The 17,054-nt window shown below is 34.4% G+C and carries 16 protein-coding genes and 1 pseudogene; 16 read left to right on the top strand and 1 reads right to left on the bottom strand.

The genetic code is table 11. The annotated features are described in order from the left end of the window. Positions 1-107: 107 nt before the first annotated feature. From ACHABU_RS11515 to ACHABU_RS11565, 11 genes and pseudogenes are all read left to right on the top strand, one after another. Positions 108-971, top strand: a complete 864-nt coding sequence (locus tag ACHABU_RS11515; RefSeq protein ID WP_435765011.1) for a lipoate--protein ligase family protein — start codon at positions 108-110, stop codon at positions 969-971. Further along, the gene (gene lipA, locus ACHABU_RS11520) at positions 943-1,887 is read left to right on the top strand and encodes a lipoyl synthase (protein ID WP_435765012.1); all 945 of its coding nucleotides are present in this window, start codon (positions 943-945) and stop codon (positions 1,885-1,887) included. The genes ACHABU_RS11515 and lipA overlap by 29 nt, the downstream gene beginning before the upstream one ends. A 212-nt stretch (positions 1,888-2,099) precedes the next feature. After that, positions 2,100-2,396, top strand: a pseudogene (locus ACHABU_RS11525) (transposase); the annotation flags it as partial. A gap of 20 nt (positions 2,397-2,416) precedes the next feature. After that, entirely contained in the window at positions 2,417-2,770 is a 354-nt protein-coding gene (locus tag ACHABU_RS11530; protein ID WP_435764285.1) for a cupin, read from the top strand. Between the two features lie 262 nt (positions 2,771-3,032). Then, positions 3,033-3,914: a PhzF family phenazine biosynthesis protein gene (locus ACHABU_RS11535; protein ID WP_435765013.1), complete on the top strand. Its 882-nt coding sequence runs from the start codon at positions 3,033-3,035 to the stop codon at positions 3,912-3,914. Positions 3,915-4,191: 277 nt separating this feature from the next. Further along, on the top strand, positions 4,192-5,232 hold the full coding sequence (locus ACHABU_RS11540; RefSeq protein WP_435765014.1) for a DUF2332 domain-containing protein: 1,041 nt from the start codon (positions 4,192-4,194) through the stop codon (positions 5,230-5,232). A gap of 145 nt (positions 5,233-5,377) precedes the next feature. Then, positions 5,378-5,569 carry a hypothetical protein gene (locus tag ACHABU_RS11545; protein ID WP_435765015.1) on the top strand — a complete coding sequence of 64 codons (192 nt, stop codon included), beginning with the start codon at positions 5,378-5,380 and terminating at the stop codon, positions 5,567-5,569. A gap of 282 nt (positions 5,570-5,851) precedes the next feature. Next, positions 5,852-7,297, top strand: a complete 1,446-nt coding sequence (locus ACHABU_RS11550; RefSeq protein ID WP_435765017.1) for a restriction endonuclease — start codon at positions 5,852-5,854, stop codon at positions 7,295-7,297. Positions 7,298-7,728: 431 nt separating this feature from the next. Next, positions 7,729-8,106, top strand: coding sequence for a VOC family protein (locus tag ACHABU_RS11555; RefSeq protein ID WP_435765018.1), 378 nt, complete (start codon positions 7,729-7,731; stop codon positions 8,104-8,106). Positions 8,107-8,182: 76 nt separating this feature from the next. Then, positions 8,183-8,602 (top strand): HIT domain-containing protein, encoded by a 420-nt coding sequence (locus ACHABU_RS11560; protein WP_435765020.1) that lies wholly within the window; start codon positions 8,183-8,185, stop codon positions 8,600-8,602. A 133-nt stretch (positions 8,603-8,735) separates the two neighbouring features. Then, positions 8,736-9,089 (top strand): VOC family protein, encoded by a 354-nt coding sequence (locus ACHABU_RS11565; protein ID WP_435765021.1) that lies wholly within the window; start codon positions 8,736-8,738, stop codon positions 9,087-9,089. Positions 9,090-9,233: 144 nt separating this feature from the next. Here ACHABU_RS11565 and ACHABU_RS11570 read toward each other — a convergent pair whose 3' ends face one another. Continuing rightward, positions 9,234-10,469 (bottom strand): IS110 family transposase, encoded by a 1,236-nt coding sequence (locus tag ACHABU_RS11570; protein WP_435765022.1) that lies wholly within the window; start codon positions 10,467-10,469, stop codon positions 9,234-9,236. A gap of 437 nt (positions 10,470-10,906) precedes the next feature. Between ACHABU_RS11570 and ACHABU_RS11575 the strand changes: the two genes are divergently transcribed. From ACHABU_RS11575 to ACHABU_RS11595, 5 genes are all read left to right on the top strand, one after another. Next, positions 10,907-12,478 (top strand): sigma-54 interaction domain-containing protein, encoded by a 1,572-nt coding sequence (locus tag ACHABU_RS11575; protein WP_435765023.1) that lies wholly within the window; start codon positions 10,907-10,909, stop codon positions 12,476-12,478. A gap of 176 nt (positions 12,479-12,654) precedes the next feature. Further along, positions 12,655-13,803 carry an iron-containing alcohol dehydrogenase gene (locus ACHABU_RS11580; protein WP_435765025.1) on the top strand — a complete coding sequence of 383 codons (1,149 nt, stop codon included), beginning with the start codon at positions 12,655-12,657 and terminating at the stop codon, positions 13,801-13,803. A gap of 78 nt (positions 13,804-13,881) precedes the next feature. Next, positions 13,882-15,204 (top strand): hypothetical protein, encoded by a 1,323-nt coding sequence (locus ACHABU_RS11585; RefSeq protein WP_435765072.1) that lies wholly within the window; start codon positions 13,882-13,884, stop codon positions 15,202-15,204. Between the two features lie 18 nt (positions 15,205-15,222). Next, positions 15,223-16,641, top strand: a complete 1,419-nt coding sequence (locus tag ACHABU_RS11590; RefSeq protein WP_435765026.1) for an NAD-dependent succinate-semialdehyde dehydrogenase — start codon at positions 15,223-15,225, stop codon at positions 16,639-16,641. Positions 16,642-16,708: 67 nt separating this feature from the next. Further along, complete coding sequence (locus ACHABU_RS11595) at positions 16,709-16,789, top strand: putative holin-like toxin (RefSeq protein WP_435765073.1); 81 nt, start codon at positions 16,709-16,711, stop codon at positions 16,787-16,789. The last annotated feature ends 265 nt before the right edge of the window (positions 16,790-17,054 follow it).

The raw sequence follows: 17,054 nt of genomic DNA on the forward strand, positions 1-17,054 counted from the left end.
ATAGAATTTCTGTTATAAATTTACAAATAAACTACAACCCCAGGGGTGTAGTTTATTTTAATGGTGTGACAGTCTCAATAGAATCCAAGTTAATTGGAGATGATGTTTTGGAAAAAGTATGGGGATATTTAGATAGTGGGTTTTGTGATGCTTCCATAAATATGGCATTAGATGAGTCCTTATTAAACTGGCATAGTAATGGTGAAATCCCTCCAACACTAAGATTTTACGGATGGAAAGAACCCAGCTTATCGGTTGGACATTTTCAAAAGGTTGATCGTTCTATTGATTTTGATGCATTGCAGAAATATGGATGTCAATTTGTCCGCCGGTTAACTGGAGGTAGTGCCGTTTTACATGACAATGAACTTACTTATAGCCTTGTCATTTCAGAGGATGACCCGTCCATCCCGAAATCGGTGCAAGATGCCTATTATATTTTATCAAAAGGTGTTTTAGAAGGTTATAAACAATTAGGAGTACAAGCGGATTATGCCATCCCAAAAAGAGAAATAGGAAAAGATCGAACAGCAATCTGTTTTGAAAAGCCGGTATATTATGAAATGGTCGTTGATGGGAAGAAACTATCTGGTAATGCACAAACAAGGAAGAAAGGTGTTCTTCTACAACATGGATCCATACCCATGAGTATGGATATTCAAATGTTGTTTGATTTATTTCTATTTCCTTCTGAAAAGATGAGACAAAGAAAGCGAGATTCCTTTGTAAATAAAGCAACCACTATAAATCAACTAAGAAATAACGAGCATACGTATGAAATGATGACAACTGCTTTTAAAAAAGGTTTTCAAACAGGATTAGATATTGAGTTAAAACCGTTACAACTAACAGAAGATATGTGGAAAGAAGTATATCAATTAGCGCAAACCAAGTATGAATCAGAAACATGGAACCAAAAACTATCTAAGGAGCGTGCAATGAATGGCGAAACAAGCAGAGTACATACGTAAACCGGAGTGGCTAAAGACAAAAATTAACACAAATGACTCCTACAAAGAGCTTAAACATCTCATGCGTGATAAGAAATTAAATACCGTATGTGAAGAAGCACGATGTCCGAATATTTATGAGTGCTGGAGTGAGCGAAAAACAGCAACATTTATGATCCTAGGTGATACATGTACACGTGGTTGTCGTTTTTGTGCAGTTAAAACAGGATTACCAAATGAACTTGATTGGGGAGAACCAAAACGCGTTGCTGAGTCCGTTGCTATTATGGGATTAAAGCATGTTGTAGTTACTGCGGTTGCACGAGATGATTTAGCTGATGGTGGTGCAGCTGTCTTTGCAGAAACAGTCCGGGAAATTCACAAACAAACTCCCGCGTCCACAATTGAAATCTTACCATCTGATATGAAAGGTGATTATGAAAGTCTACATACACTAATGGATAGTGGGCCAGACATATTTAATCATAATATAGAAACAGTACGTCGTTTGACAAAAAAAGTGAGAGCAATAGCAATGTATGATAGATCACTACAACTATTACAACGTGTTAAGGAAATCGCTCCAACTACACCTACAAAATCCAGCATCATGGTTGGTCTAGGTGAAACGAAAGAAGAAATCATTGAAGCAATGGATGATCTACTAGCACATGATGTGGACATTTTAACACTTGGACAATATTTACAACCAACAAAGAAACACTTACGAGTGGAACGTTATTATCATCCAGATGAATTTGCTGAATTAAAAGAGATTGCATTAGAAAAAGGATTAACCCATTGTGAAGCAGGACCATTTGTACGATCGTCCTATCATGCGGATGAGCAAGTAAGTCCAGCATCAGCACAACGAAGAATTGAGTATATGAAGGCTTATGAAAACCAAGAAAATAAGGAAGCAGATTTTAAATTTTAATAAAGGATGTTTTTCGTAAAGATTGCTTATTGCTTTTGAGGGAATAGATATAAAGTGCGATAATCTACAATTTGAGCTAACATACCCGCTACAGAAATACACTACGGGAGTGTAAACTAAACTGTGTAAGTAAGAGAGCGTACGGCTCTTACTTCGCAGTTTAGTTTTTTTATTGGTAGAATAAAAAATATAACGATTGGGAGGTTGTTCTATTGGCTAAATTAAAGCGAGATCAAAAATCAGCTGAATTAGCGAACCAAATTCTAGAAAACTACCAACCAGAGACTGTAGAAGACATGCAGAACGCACTCAAAGATATATTTGGCCCCATGTTTGAAACTATGTTAAAAGGTGAAATGAATAACCATTTAGGTTATGAATCGAATGATAAAGAGGAAAAAGAAACAGTAAACAGACGCAATGGATATGGGAAGAAAACTCTAAAAACGACGAGTTCTGGTGAAGTGGATATTAGGGTGCTACGTGATCGCGATGGTTCCTTTAATCCTTGAGCAGGAGGTACAACATAATGGAATTTTATAAATTTAATAAAGATAACGGTAAAATAATCTCAAAATTTAATTCGAATTTTATTATGTCTCGTATTATTCAAACTAACAAGGTGACTAACATAGGATGTATGTACTTAGATGAAAAGGGCATTGTAGGATATCACCAAGCAGTAGTACCTCAACTTTTGTTAATCGTAAATGGGGAAGGATACGTCCGTGGTGAAAAAGAAGAATACTTCAAAGTCCAGTCTGGAGACGCTGTATTTTGGGAAAAGGACGAGTGGCACGAAACGAAATCAGATAAAAGATTGACTGCTATTGTAATTGAAAGTGAAGAATTAAATCCTTCATCATTTATGCTAGATAAATAGAAGTTGTCGTGAACCAGCTAATTAAAGTACCTCTATTATTACGCTATATGGTGCGAGAGTTTAACAGGGCGATCATCAGATTGATTGTCTTTTCTTTTTTGGAAATCAATTGGAATATTAGGTTAATGTTAAATTAAACAGATTATTGAGCTGAGCTAACGGGGCAGGATTGTTGAATAAGAGTGGTATTTCTTTACTTAACTTAAAAAGAAATAAATGGTATGTTATAAAAAATTACAAACATAGGTAGGGGAGAGAAATAATGGGGAAAATTAATTATTCAATTGTGGATGTTTTTTCACAAGGAAAATATACAGGAAATCAACTTGCTGTTTTTAAGAATGCTGAAAACCTTTCAGATAGTGAAATGCAACAAATAGCCAAGGAGATTAATTATTCAGAGACTACTTTTATATTATCAGACACAAAAAAAAATAATGGTTATGATGTTCGTATTTTTACACCTAATGAAGAGGTTCCTTTTGCTGGACACCCGACTTTAGGAACTGCGTATATCATTCAAAATGAAATAATAGGGGAACCAATAGAAAAACTTATTTTAAATTTTAAAACTGGACAGATTCCCGTATCGTTCGATAAACAAGAAAAAATACTTTGGATGAAACAAAATAAACCCACATTTGTTCGTATTTTTGATACAAATAAGGTTTCTAATGTTTTAAATTTAGATAAAGAGTACATAGACGATAGATTTCCTATCCAGGAGGTTTCAACAGGACTTCCCGTGATAGTTGTCCCTTTAAAATCTTTAGAAGCAATTAAAAAAGTTAGAATAAATAAAGAAAAATACTTTGAGTTAATTGAGCATACTGATGCAAAAGCAATTATGGTCTTCTCTCCTGAAACATATAGTGTCGATAATAATTTAAACGTTCGAGACTTTGCAGATTATTTTGGTATTCCAGAAGATGCAGCTACTGGAAGTTCTAATGGATGTTTAGCTTCTTACTTAGTTAAATATCGATATTTTGATAAAAGTGAGATTAATATTCGTGTAGAACAGGGATATGAAATTAAAAGACCGTCTTTATTGTTTTTAGAGGCAAGTGATGAAAACGGTGAAATCATAGTAAATGTGGGAGGAAAAGTAGAAAAAATAGCTCAGGGCGAATGGTTTATTTAATATAAATAATCTCCCTTTTTTAGCGATTATTTTCACATAAAGGTCACTTTTTTCTTATTCCAACTATTAGATTGTGAAATATAGTACTTAAACTATATGGTGCGATTGTTCAACAAGGGTAGTCGCTCTTTTGCTATATGGCAGTTTAGTTGAAGAAGATAAGTAAATACTTCAACAGTTATCTTTATAGTTCAATTTCTACTATTCCTGTAATTGAAAGGGTTTCCTTGAGTGATTGTTGAATAGTGTAATAGATTTTATAAAAGGGGGAGTTTATTTGTTTAATAAAGATGTTTTGTCTCGATACTTTTTGGCTTTTGCCGAAAAGGAATGTAAGGGATCTAGCTTATTATATGAACATTTGTCCATCAAAATTGCCACGGATGATAATCTTCTTGAAATATGTAGTAACGCACGAGAAGGGCAACCTATTCCAAATCTCCTATTTGGTGCAGTACATTATCTCTTACTAAAAGGAACGGAACACCCATTAAAAGAGTATTTCCCGAGTATTGTAGATAATCCCAAATTGTATAAGGGATCATTTGAATTCTTTAAGGACTTTTGCTTGAAATATCGAAAAGAAATTGAGTCAATACTTAAAACTAGGCTTGTTCAAACAAATGAAGTAAGGAGATGTGCATATCTTTATCCTGCTTTTTGTACTATTTACGAGAAAGCAAGGAAACCATTAGCACTTATCGAAATTGGAACAAGTGCGGGATTACAGCTTCTTTGGGATAAATATTCATATTCATACGGGACAAATAACATTTATGGCAACAAAAATTCAAACCTAAATATTACGGCAGAAGTAAGAGGAGAAAATACTCCAATCCTCCACCCCACATCACCGCCAGTTTCTACCAGAATCGGCTTAGATTTAAATACAATTGACTTAAATGATGAGGAGGAGAAATTGTGGCTTAAATCCTTAATATGGCCCGAACATAGAGAGAGGCTGTCTATGTTTGAAAAAGCTGCGAGTTATATTAAGGGTGCTTCAGTGAATTTGGTAGATGGGGATGGGATAAGTTTATTATCTAAATATGTTGAGGAAATTCCAGAGGACAGTGTGGTTTGCATTTTTCATACTCACGTAGCAAACCAAATACCAATAGAAAAGAATAAACAACTATTGCATACGGTTGAAACTATTGGTAAGAAAAGAGATGTATTCCATATTTATAATAACATTCAAGATAGATACTTACATCTAGATTATTATTTAGATGGTATTGAGAGTCACAATACTATTGCAGAAACTGATGGACACGGTAGATGGTTTGAATGGTTATTGAAAAGTGAAATGCAGTAGAATTTGTAATTCAGATAAGCTGCCTGCTATTTTTATGGGCAGCTTTCCTTTGACTTTTTCAACTTTGTGAAAGTGTGCACTTATACAATCTGGTGCGATTGTTCAATAAGGGCAATTGCTCAATTTATAATGGAGGTGCGATGCGTTGAAAAAATTATCTCTTGTTTGGGGAATAAATTTTGTGCTAGGAATCATTTTTTTATTATTAGGGCTTTACTTATTTATACAAGAGCTTTCTGAAGGTATTTCATTAAAAGATTTTCCTCAATCAATTGCTTTTATTCTTATTGGAATAACTATATTTTTATCAGCATCTTTTTACAAAAAGGAAGGGTAATTAACAGACTTGATATTCAATTAACTGGTGCTTTAACACATTAAGGATATCGTCGGTATGGCAGCCTATCTTGTGCTAACTGGCAGGTTAACTGAATAAATTAAAAGAGCTATACAATAATTTCGGCTATTGGAAGCTCTTATTATTTGGCTGTTATCTAAAAAATTGTTGCTTTATGATAAATAATTACACTCTGTAAAAATATAGAGAAATAAATAGTTGCTTATAGTAATATAGTGATAATGATACCTTTCTATAGGCCTACGAAAGAGGGGATTACTGTTGTTTAAACAGATAAAGGAAGCTAAAGAGGCTGTTAAAAATAAAAACGAAAATCTAGAATCAATTAAAAAAATGAAGAAGAATATATCTGACTTGGAAAAAGAAATAAATTTTCTAAGTGATAAAATACAAACAAAGAAAAAGTTATTGGCAAGAATTGAACTGAAAATTGAGCGAAAAACAGATGAAGAGGCAGGAGTACAGCGAAGGATTGATAGTTTGAAAGCAACATATCTTAAGTTATTTAAGGACGAAGAGAGCAAACTGGAGGAACAACTAGAGTCCAACAGGATTAAAATAGAGAAGAGCAAACTGGAGGAACAACTAGAATCCAACAGGATTAAAAACGAGCAGAGTAAGCGAAGGAAAGAACTTGAGCTTGATAAAAGAAATAGAATTTATAGCAGCTTGGTTGAACTGCTAACAAAAATTGAAAAGAGAAAGAAAAACGAGGAAATAATAAAAGCTAAAACGATGTCAGAGATTCGTACAAATAAAGAAATTGACGTTTTAATGGATAGTTTTGTTTCTAAAAACGATACGTTTGTGTTATGTATTCCTACTGTCGTAGACAATATTCTAGAATGTATTGAGAAGGATAAAGAGTACGGAGAAGGAGAATGGACATATATTCAAATGCCTCGACCGTATTCATCATCACAATGGGAAGGATGGCGATTATATGAAAACAAAATATCTACCTTCTTTTCACTTTTATCTAAGAAAGGTTATGTAACTCAAGGGGAGGAGAAATATTATTTAGGTGTTTTAAAAGAAAAAAGTTTACAAAAAAATTATGAAGAAATGGAAGATGAGTTTCAGCCTTTATTACAACTAAATGTAGATAATTCTACCTACCAAGAAGCAATATTTCTATTCATTCAATTGGTAGATAAACAGGGCATTAAGGATTTGAGAAACCTCTCCTTTTTAGAAAGATACCTGGTCAGAAGTGGTTTTCTAGAGAAAGAGATAGAATACGAAGAACTCTATAAAATGGTTAGCGATGAAGTTGAAAACTATAATGTAATTAAAATGGAAAAAGAACTGTCAGAAGGGAGTGAAAAACAGGGAGAAGATAAGCTTACGTTTAACGATATTCAAACAATGGATGGAAGAAACTTTGAAATATTCTTAGTAGATTTGTTAAACAATTTAGGGTATAGAGCCGAAGCCACGAAAACATCGGGAGATCAAGGCGTAGATATATTAGCTAGAAAAAGAGGTAAGACTTACGCCGTTCAAGCGAAAAGGTATTCTGGAACAGTTGGAAATAAAGCGATTCAAGAGGTTATATCAGGTAAAGAATATTATGATGCGGATGTTACGTGGGTAATTACCAACAGTAGTTACACAAAGTCAGCAATTGCTTTAGCAGCTAAAACACATACGATACTTTGGGACGGGAGTAAACTTAAGAATGTAATGGAAATAGCGGGTATGTAAAACAAATAAACCTACTTTTAACTAACGGGTTTACTTCAGAGGTGCAAACAAGTCATTCACAAGCAATATCGCAGTGATATTCACAATAGAATTCACTGCGATAATTTTATTGCTATATAAGGATTTGTTGCTCTTTTGTTTAAATTTCACATAGTAAAACACACCCATTTTCACAGATATCGAAATAAATATTTCTGTCTTGTGAATTTCCTGCGATTTAATATGTAGATTAATATGAGAGGCCAAGGTACTTGGATTCTTATGTTAAGATGATAATAGAGATAATATAGTTATTGTGAAAATTTACACTTAAACAAACTGGCAGGTTAGTTGAAGAAAAAAAGCCTCAGTACAAAACAATCATAAAAACTAAGAGTTTTGGCTGTTGTGTATTGAAAAACATTATAAAACTAAAAGAGGAGGAAACAGAAATGATACAACCTTTGTTGAAGGGGATGGAAGGGGTATTTATACCTGTTACAGATCCTACAAAATCAGCTAAATGGTATGAAGATAAGTTAGGGTGTAAACCTCTTTATTTAGAAGAGGAGGCAGTAACAATGAAACTTGCAGAAGGTTCACAAACAGTAATAACACTTGTTCGGACGCCAAATCATAAACCAATGAAATTTCCAGAGAATGACTTCGGAGTAGGTAAGTATTACAATTTCATCCCTTTAGACATTGATAAAACCTATAAAATGTTAATTGAAAAAGGGGTAGAGGTAAATCAAATTGGTGGAGAAGGCACTACAAGATATTTTACATTTTATGACCCCGATAGAAACCCTTTAGGATGCTGCAATTAACATAGTCTTACTAAGCTAACTGTGTGCTTTGTTTGAAGGCGAAAAAGTTCTTAATGAAGAATGGAGGGTTTAAAAAATGGAGGATTGTATATTTTGTGGAATTGTAAGAGAAGAAATATCCTTGTATACAATATATAAAGATGAGATAGCTACAGCCTTCCTTGATATTAATCCTGTTGCTTTGGGTCATACATTAGTAATTCCAAATAAACATTTTAACAGATTAGACACTGTTAACGATGAAGAAGTTATGAAAAGATTAATGAATGCACTAATAAAGGTATCAAATTTACTCATTACTTCTGATATTTGTACTGACTTTACTATACTCAGTGATAATGGAGTAAATGCACAACAAGATATTATGCACACTCATTTCCATATAATCCCGAGGCATCATAACGAAAAAATAGAATTAAAACTTGCAACTAATAAGGAAGTTGCAAATGCGAAGAATCTTAAATATACATACAATCACTTAAAAAAGTCATTATAAGACCTTCAACTATATGGGTGCTTTAATACAACAATGAGATCGTCATTATAACGGTCTTTTTTACTAAAGGGCAGGATATTATATTAAAAATGTGGAATATTTAATAATCTCAAAAATTTAAAGGAGTGTTTTTATGGATAATCCTATTTTAAAACAAATCGGAACAGTATTTATCCCAGTAAGCAACATAGAGAAAGCGAGAGATTGGTACTGCGATATTTTAGGATTAAAAACAGATGGGGAAATTCAGTTTGGTCATCTTTACGTTATACCTATGGAAGGTACAAAGATTGTGTTAGATAGCAAGATTTATTCAGAGGATAGAATATATAGAACTCCAGCATTCCACTTAAATACAAAAAACATTGAAGAAGCATTTCATTTTATGAGTAATAAGGGAGTTAATTTGATTACAGAAATTGAACATGATCATTATTTTAATTTCAAAGATCCTGATGGAAATATTTTAATGATTTGCGAATGTTAATTTTAAGCTAAACCAGCTAATAGTTGTCAATATTTTTCACTAAAAAAATTAAATTTCTCATGATATACTAAAAGTACGCATGCCAAATAACCTTCCACTATTCAGTGATTGGAAGGTTTTGTTATATTTAGTTAGATATAGTTTTTATGCTATATCTTGGAAAGTAGTTCTGCTTTTTAGTAGGGCGTAAATCCAGTGTAAGAGCTTATTCACACATGCAATAACTGCTACTCTAAAGGGTTTTCCTTCTTCACGTTTTTTATCATAAAACTCTCTTAGTCTCTTATTGCGTGCTATTATCTCATCGGTCGTCTTCTTTTTACGAGCATCACGAATACCACTTTGAACAGCCATATATAAAGCATGCCGTAGTCTATTAGATCCTCGTTTGGTGATTCGATTTACTGATGCTGTAAACTTACCAGAAGAGTAAACACTCGGATCAACTCCTGCGAATGCAACGAGCTTTTTGGCATTATTAAATCGATCAATCTCTCCAATCTCGGAAATAATCGTTGCAGCGATTTTTTCTCCGATTCCAGGAATCGATTGGAGAATATGATATTCTTCAATTTCCTTAGCGAGGGAATCTATTTCATTCGCAATCTTTGATAGATGCTCTTGGTATTGAAGAACAAGATTAACTAACATTTCAAGATTGAAAATATTGCTCTGATACAGGTTATTCTGGAACGGGTTACGAAGGGCTGCTTCTTTTAGCTTTTTTGCCCTTTCTTGTGCCCAAAGGTCGGAACGACTTTTACATAATGAACTTATCTTCTCTGATAATTCACTTTCACTCGCACTTAATACCGCCTCAGATGTTGGAAATGCTAGTAAAGTAAGCAAAGATACCCTTGAATATAAACTCCCAAACACACCTCTATATTCAGGGAATACCTGATCTAACAAGGAGTATAACTGTATTTTAGTTTTTGCTGATATTTCTGCAATACTTTCTTGTTGTCTAGTAAGGTTGCGAAGGTTTAAAAGTTGAACACCTCGCTTTTTATAAGGTTCCAACTCTTCTTTATAAAACAGCTCACAAAGGTGATAGGCATCTACTGCATCTGTTTTAACTTTACGTAGACTTGAACTCTTGGCACGATGTGAGATAAGAGGATTAACAATAATATAGACATACTTTTGTTCCTCCAAAAATTGAATAACTGGATAATGATAGTGACCAGTTGATTCCAACACGACCGTAGGTTGGTTGTTAGCTGATTTTTCAACTTCATGAAGGAATTCTAGTAAATTTCCCAACCCTTTTATGTCATGCTTAATACTAAAGTTCTTTCGATAAGGTTTACCTTTATCTAAAAAGGCTTGAATCTGACTTTCCCCTTTTGAAACATCCAGACCGATGACTGGATTCATACACGATCTCCTCCTAAAATATTAAATTAGTCGGTATCCCCTAAGGCTTCTTGTAATGTCATAGGTTCGCTTGTTAAACGGGATCACATTGTCCCAACCAGCCTGAAACATGTTTATACAAGTAGGGGGTGAACAGTTTTGTTGACGAGATCAAGTCCCACTGGTGCTACGTTCTACCCCGACTACCGTTAATAATAAGACCATATGAAAAAAGGTCAACCAGTAAAATCTGGCTAACCTTATATTACGAAACCCAGCTAATAGATGCACCTCTCTTTTTGCATTATATGGTGCTTTAATACAATCAGGAAATCGTCGAAGGCAATCACAAACACAGTAATGCTAGCAGTTAAAAAAATTTGGTTACACTTTAAAAAGATGTTCACATATGTGACAATTATGGAGTCTAGCCAATGTACTTTTAAGGAGATTTTAAAATGGAGATCATGCCAAATGATTCGTTACTTACTGTTATTGAAAAATTAGGTGAGGAAACAACTGCTTATGTAGATATGAATCAGTTAGATGAAGAAGATTCGGCTATTATGTCTTTCAACGGAATGAATATAACACTAAAAAAAGATGCGTTAAAACAATCTTTTAAAGAATTATTGAAACAGAATATATTCAAATTAACAGATGATATCGAAGGACAAGAGCCAAATAGATTGTTACATTCAGAGTTTTTTTCGGCTGTTATAAATTCAATTTATGATGGGGTGTATATTACAGATGGGGAAGGGCGAACCCTCCGAATAAATGAAGCCTATGAAAGAATTACGGGAATAGATTCACAGGGTTTGTTAGGAAAGTACATGGGTGACCTAGAGAAAGAAGGTATCATTAATGAATCCATTTCATTACATGTTATCAGAAGAAAAGAGCAGGTTACGCTCATGCAAACAATAAAAAACGGGAAAAATGTAATTGTTTCCGGTGTACCCATTTTAGATAAAAATGGTAAAATTCAATATGTTGTTAATAGTGTTAGAGATATAACGGAATTATTGCGTTTAAAATATGAAACAAATGAGTTAATAGATAATAATTTAAATATTGGTATGAAAACAACGAAAATTGCTAATCAAGTAGGTCAAAACACCGCAATGCATTCAATCTTTAAACTTCTGAAGAAGGCAGCAGCATCGAAAGTAAAAATACTTCTTCATGGTCGAACAGGGGTGGGAAAGACGTATTTAGCAAAATATATCCATTTGCAATCAAACAGGTCAAGAGAAAACTTTCTTGAAATTAACTGTACTGCACTACCTTCGAACTTAATAGAATCTGAATTATTTGGATACGTACCTGGGGCCTTTACTGGTGCACAGACAAAAGGAAAAAAGGGGCTACTAGAATTAGCTCATAAAGGCACTTTATTCTTGGATGAAATTGGAGATCTCCCCTTGGAGTTACAAGTTAAATTGCTATCTGTCATAGAAAATCAAACATTTTATCCAATAGGTTCAACAGATTATAAAAAAGTGGATATTCGGATTGTTTCTGCTTCTAACAAAGACATTAAGAAAATGGTTGATCAAGGTACATTTAGAGAAGATTTATATTATAGATTAAACATAGTAGAAGTCGATGTACCAGACCTAAAAGATCGACAAGAAGAAATCATTCCATTCGCAAAAGATTTTCTAAGCGAATTCAATTCGTTTTATGAAGAAGCTAAATATTTTTCGTTAGAAGTGTTAGATGCTTTTTATGAATATGAATGGCCTGGAAATATAAGAGAACTAAGAAATATAGTTGAAAAGTTAGTGGTCATCTCAGATGGGGATGAGATTAAGCTCCGTGATTTACCCTCAACGATGAATAATGGATTTATCAAAAATGGGTCAGGTGAATGTAAAACGTTAAAAGAGAGCTTGGAAGCAGTGGAACGGAAAATAATTAAAGATGCCTTGAAACATCATAAAACAACGAGAAAAGTTGCAGATGTATTAGGAGTTAGTCAATCAACAATTGTACAAAAGATGAAAAAATGGGCTATTGATTAAAAAAATAATCAATAGCCCATTTTTTGATTAAATTTATAATCATTTACCTTGTTTTTTGATAACACTTTCTTTTAAAAGACTCGCAATCACTATAATATAATCATATTTCTGAAACTTTAAAATAGTTGGCATGATTTTTGCTGTATTATTGTTAAAAAGAAAAGGAGATTTGTTATATGAAACATTCGTCATTTAAAATTGCAAATAAACTTATTACGGGAGAAGGTGCAACAACAGCAATCCTGAATGAATTAGAAATTTTAGGTGTTAAAAATCCATTAATCATTACAGATACTATTTTAATAGAAGTTGGTGTGGTTAAAAAAATTACGGATCTTTTAGATGGATTGGAACACGGAATATTTACCGGGGTCAAGCCTGAACCTGAATTCGGTGTCGTAGAGGAATGTATGAAACAATTTAAACAAGGGAATCACGATGGGTTAATTGCTGTTGGTGGAGGTAGTGCAATCGACATTGCAAAAGCTGTTTCTGGATACAGTATAATGGATAAACCATTAAAGTCTTTAGTAGGAACAGACATTGTAAATAAAAAAGGACCGAGTATCATTGCCATACCAACTACTGCAGGGACAGGGTCTGAGGTTACAAATATAGCTATCTTAGCTGATCCGGAAGACAATATAAAAAAAGGCATTGTCAGTGACCACTTATTACCAGATGTTGCCATTGTAGCGCCTGAAATGACATTAACGATGCCTCCATCTGTTACTGCAGCAAGTGGTGTTGATGCCTTAGTACATGCAATTGAGTCCTACATATCATTAAATGCTTCACCAATAACAGACGGATTGGCTCTACAAGCAATTAAAATGATTAGTAAAAACCTACCAAAAGCCTTCGCTAATCCTACGAATCTAGAAGCAAGAGAGCAGATGGCAACGGCGAGTTTGATTGCGGGCATGGCATTTGGAAATGCAGGAGTTGCGGCAGTACATGCATTGGCATATCCCATAGGTGGGAAATATCATATTGCACACGGTGTAAGTAATGCATTATTGCTGCCATTTGTCATGGAGTGGAATAAAATTGGGAATCTTGAAAGGTTCCGAGATATTGCAATAGCAATGGGAGAAAATGTTGAAGGACTCTCTGATTATGAAGCAGCAGATAAAGCAGTGAATGCAATGCAAAATATCTGTAAAGTAGTTAATATACCGTCTGGGTTACGTCATTTTAATATACTTGAATCAGATATTGAAGAATTAGCTAATGAAGCAATGAAAATAGAAAGATTGTTAAAAAATAATCCTCGTAAATTTAATGTTATAGAAATAAAAAAGATTTATCAGTCAGCATTTTAATTAGGGAGATAAAGAGGGGGATGTATTGTGAGCAAGTGGAAAGAAAGAAAATATGGAGACGAATCTCCATACATACCGATGGGCCCTTTTAAATTAAGGTTACCTTTCGTACATTATAAATTTGAATGGGCAGATTATTCTCAAGGGTTATTAATGTGTGCTGTAGATTTATCAGCCATACCGCTAATGATAGAGATCTTAGGGATGCCGTTTGAAGTTGCTTTAGCAGTTGTCTTATTAAATGGTATTTTGTATTTAACGCATCACTTATTGGGTGACCCATTAGTACCAGGATGGATTACGCCAGCAATACCGTTAATCATGCTTTATGCATCACAATTTCCAGAAGGGGCAGAGCGGGTACATGCCTTAATATCATTCCAGCTGACTTTAGGTGTTTTATCCTTATTTTTAGGTGTCACAGGTCTAGCCGGAAAGGTAGTTTCGCTCGTTCCACCAGCAATCAAATCAGGTATTATTTTAGGAGCTGGGGTGGCTGCTGTTGTTTCCGTTTTTGAAGTTGGAGGTAGATTTGAAACCTTTCCATCGACAATAACCATTGCTATGGCAATCGCATTCTATTTTATCTATTCCAATCATTTCAATAGGATAAAGAAAAAAAATCCTGTACTGGGGATAATAGGGAAATTAGGTATTCTACCCGTATTTTTAATTGCTATTGTTGTTGCCCCACTTGTGGGGGAAGCACCATGGCCGAATATTGAATGGGGCTTTAGTAAGCCTGATTTCTTAACACTTTGGAGTGACTACACGGTATTTGGATTAGGTTTTCCGCCAATTATGATGATCTTAACAGCCCTCCCAACTGTTTTTGCAACATATATTGTCTTATTTGGTGATATATTACAAAGTAAGGCTTTATTAGATGAAGCAGATGAGGCGCGACCAGATGAAAAAATAGATTATAATCCGAACCGTGCCAACTTAATTTTCGGGGGACGAAATACAATAATGAGTATAATTGGTCCAGATGTTACGATGGCAGGTCCGTTGTGGGCAGCAATGCAAGTGATTATCATCGAGAGATACAAAGAAGGCAAAGAGGCAATGCATTCTATTTTTAGTGGTTCTGGTTCCTTTAGGTGGGGAACAAATACAGGGTTACTGTTATTACCGATTGTTAGTTTAGTCGAACCAATTCTCGGTGTAGCTTTGGCATCAACACTATTAATCCAAGGATTTGTAAGTGTTCGAATTGGTGTAATGGAATCTAGAGGTTATAAAGATTTAGGTATTGCTGGGATTATTGGATCTATTTTGGCGATAAAAGGTGCCACATGGGCTTTTGCTGCCGGTATTATTTTATGTCTCGTTATATATGGAAAAGATTTCTTTAAAGGAGAAAATGGAAAAATATTTACCAAACATATAAATGAATAGAGTTGGAGGGATTCAAGGATGGACACGTACGAAATGATTATTAATGGAAAGAACGTTGGTAATAATTTAGAAAAGATACATGTAACGAACCCAGCAAATAATGAACCGATTGCTGAAGTTCCATATGGTGGTAAAAATGAGGCAGTTTCTGCAGCAGATGCGGCATATCAGAGTTGGACAGATTGGTCTGAACGGAGTGCATATGAACGAAGTGAATTGATTAGGAAATGGTACGAATTAATAAATGAAAATAAAGAAGACATAGCCTTGTCCATGACATTAGAACAAGGAAAACCATTAAAAGAAGCTCGTGGAGAAATAGACTATGCAAATGGTTTTATTTCTTGGTATGCGGAAGAGGCTAAACGAGTTTACGGTGAAATCATACCAGCTTCTACTACTTCAAAACGAATTTTTGTACAAAAGCAAGCAGTTGGTGTTGTTGCAGTGATCACACCTTGGAATTTCCCAGCAGCAATGATTACTCGTAAAGTAGCGCCTGCATTAGCTGCAGGTTGTACCGTTGTAATTAAGCCAGCAGAACAAACACCAATTACTGCAATAAAACTAGTGAAGCTAGCTAAAGAGGCAGGCATACCAGATGGCGTTATCAATGTTATTGTTGGTGATGCGAAGGAAATTGGTGAAACATGGAACGCGGATACACGTATTAGAAAACTCACTTTTACGGGTTCAACTCCTGTAGGGAAATTACTGATGAAGGGTGCAGCTAATAACGTTAAAAGAGTCTCTCTTGAACTAGGTGGTCATGCACCAGTTATCATCCTAGGGGATTGTGATATCGATAAAGCGGTAAATGGTGTTATTCAAGCTAAGTTTAGAAATGCAGGACAAACCTGTGTTTGTGCAAATAGGATATATGTAGATGAGACCATTCAAGAAGAATTTACTGCAAAACTAATTGAAAAAGTAAGAGAATTAAAAGTAGATCAAGGTGTAAATGAAAGTACGGATATCGGACCATTAATTGATAGGGTTGCAATAGATAAAGTAGATTCTCATGTAAAAGATGCCGTCGAAAAAGGTGCAACTATTGAGGTTGGTGGAAATAGAATAGAAGGTCTATTTTATGAACCTACCATTTTATCTAACGTTTCAGATGATATGATATGTATGAAAGAAGAAACATTTGGACCGATCCTGCCAATATCACCTTTTAAGGATGTAGATGAAGCAATTACAAGAGCTAATGATTCTGATTTCGGTCTAGCATCCTATGTTTTCACTGAAAATATTACAAAGGGCATCAAGATAATTGATAAATTAGAATATGGCATTGTAGGACTCAATGATGGCTTACCATCTACTCCGCAGGCCCCGTTTGGTGGGTATAAACAAAGTGGACTAGGCAGAGAAGGTGGACATCATGGCATGGATGAATATTTAGAAGTGAAGTATATATCTCTAGGTTTGTAAGCTTAGCTGGACTTTAGGGATAGTCCCCGTCGCGATATATGTAGGGTCAGTCCTAGGGTGATGCGTAATGACGGTATTTGAATCGCTTGTTCTAATGATTTCTTTTGGAACATTAATGGTTGTCTTGCTGTCAAACCAAAAAAAATAACCACCCTATAAGCCTGATAAGCAATTTGGTGGTTATTTCCCTTATTGTGAGTCGCCCCTTTGAAGGGCTATTGTATGTGACCGTTAGTGTAACCAGCACTAGCGGTCTCTTTTTAATTTATGCAATGTATTTAATTTTATTATACCCGATGTTCCTCAAAAAGAAAACAGTAACAAATAATATGAAAATAGTATACGATCTTTAACTTTTTCCAAAACCAGATTCAAATTCTTATTCAAGGAAGGGGAAATTAAATTCTTAATTT

The sequence above is a fragment of the Oceanobacillus sp. CF4.6 genome (assembly GCF_051262635.1).
GTDB lineage: Bacteria > Bacillota > Bacilli > Bacillales > Amphibacillaceae > Oceanobacillus.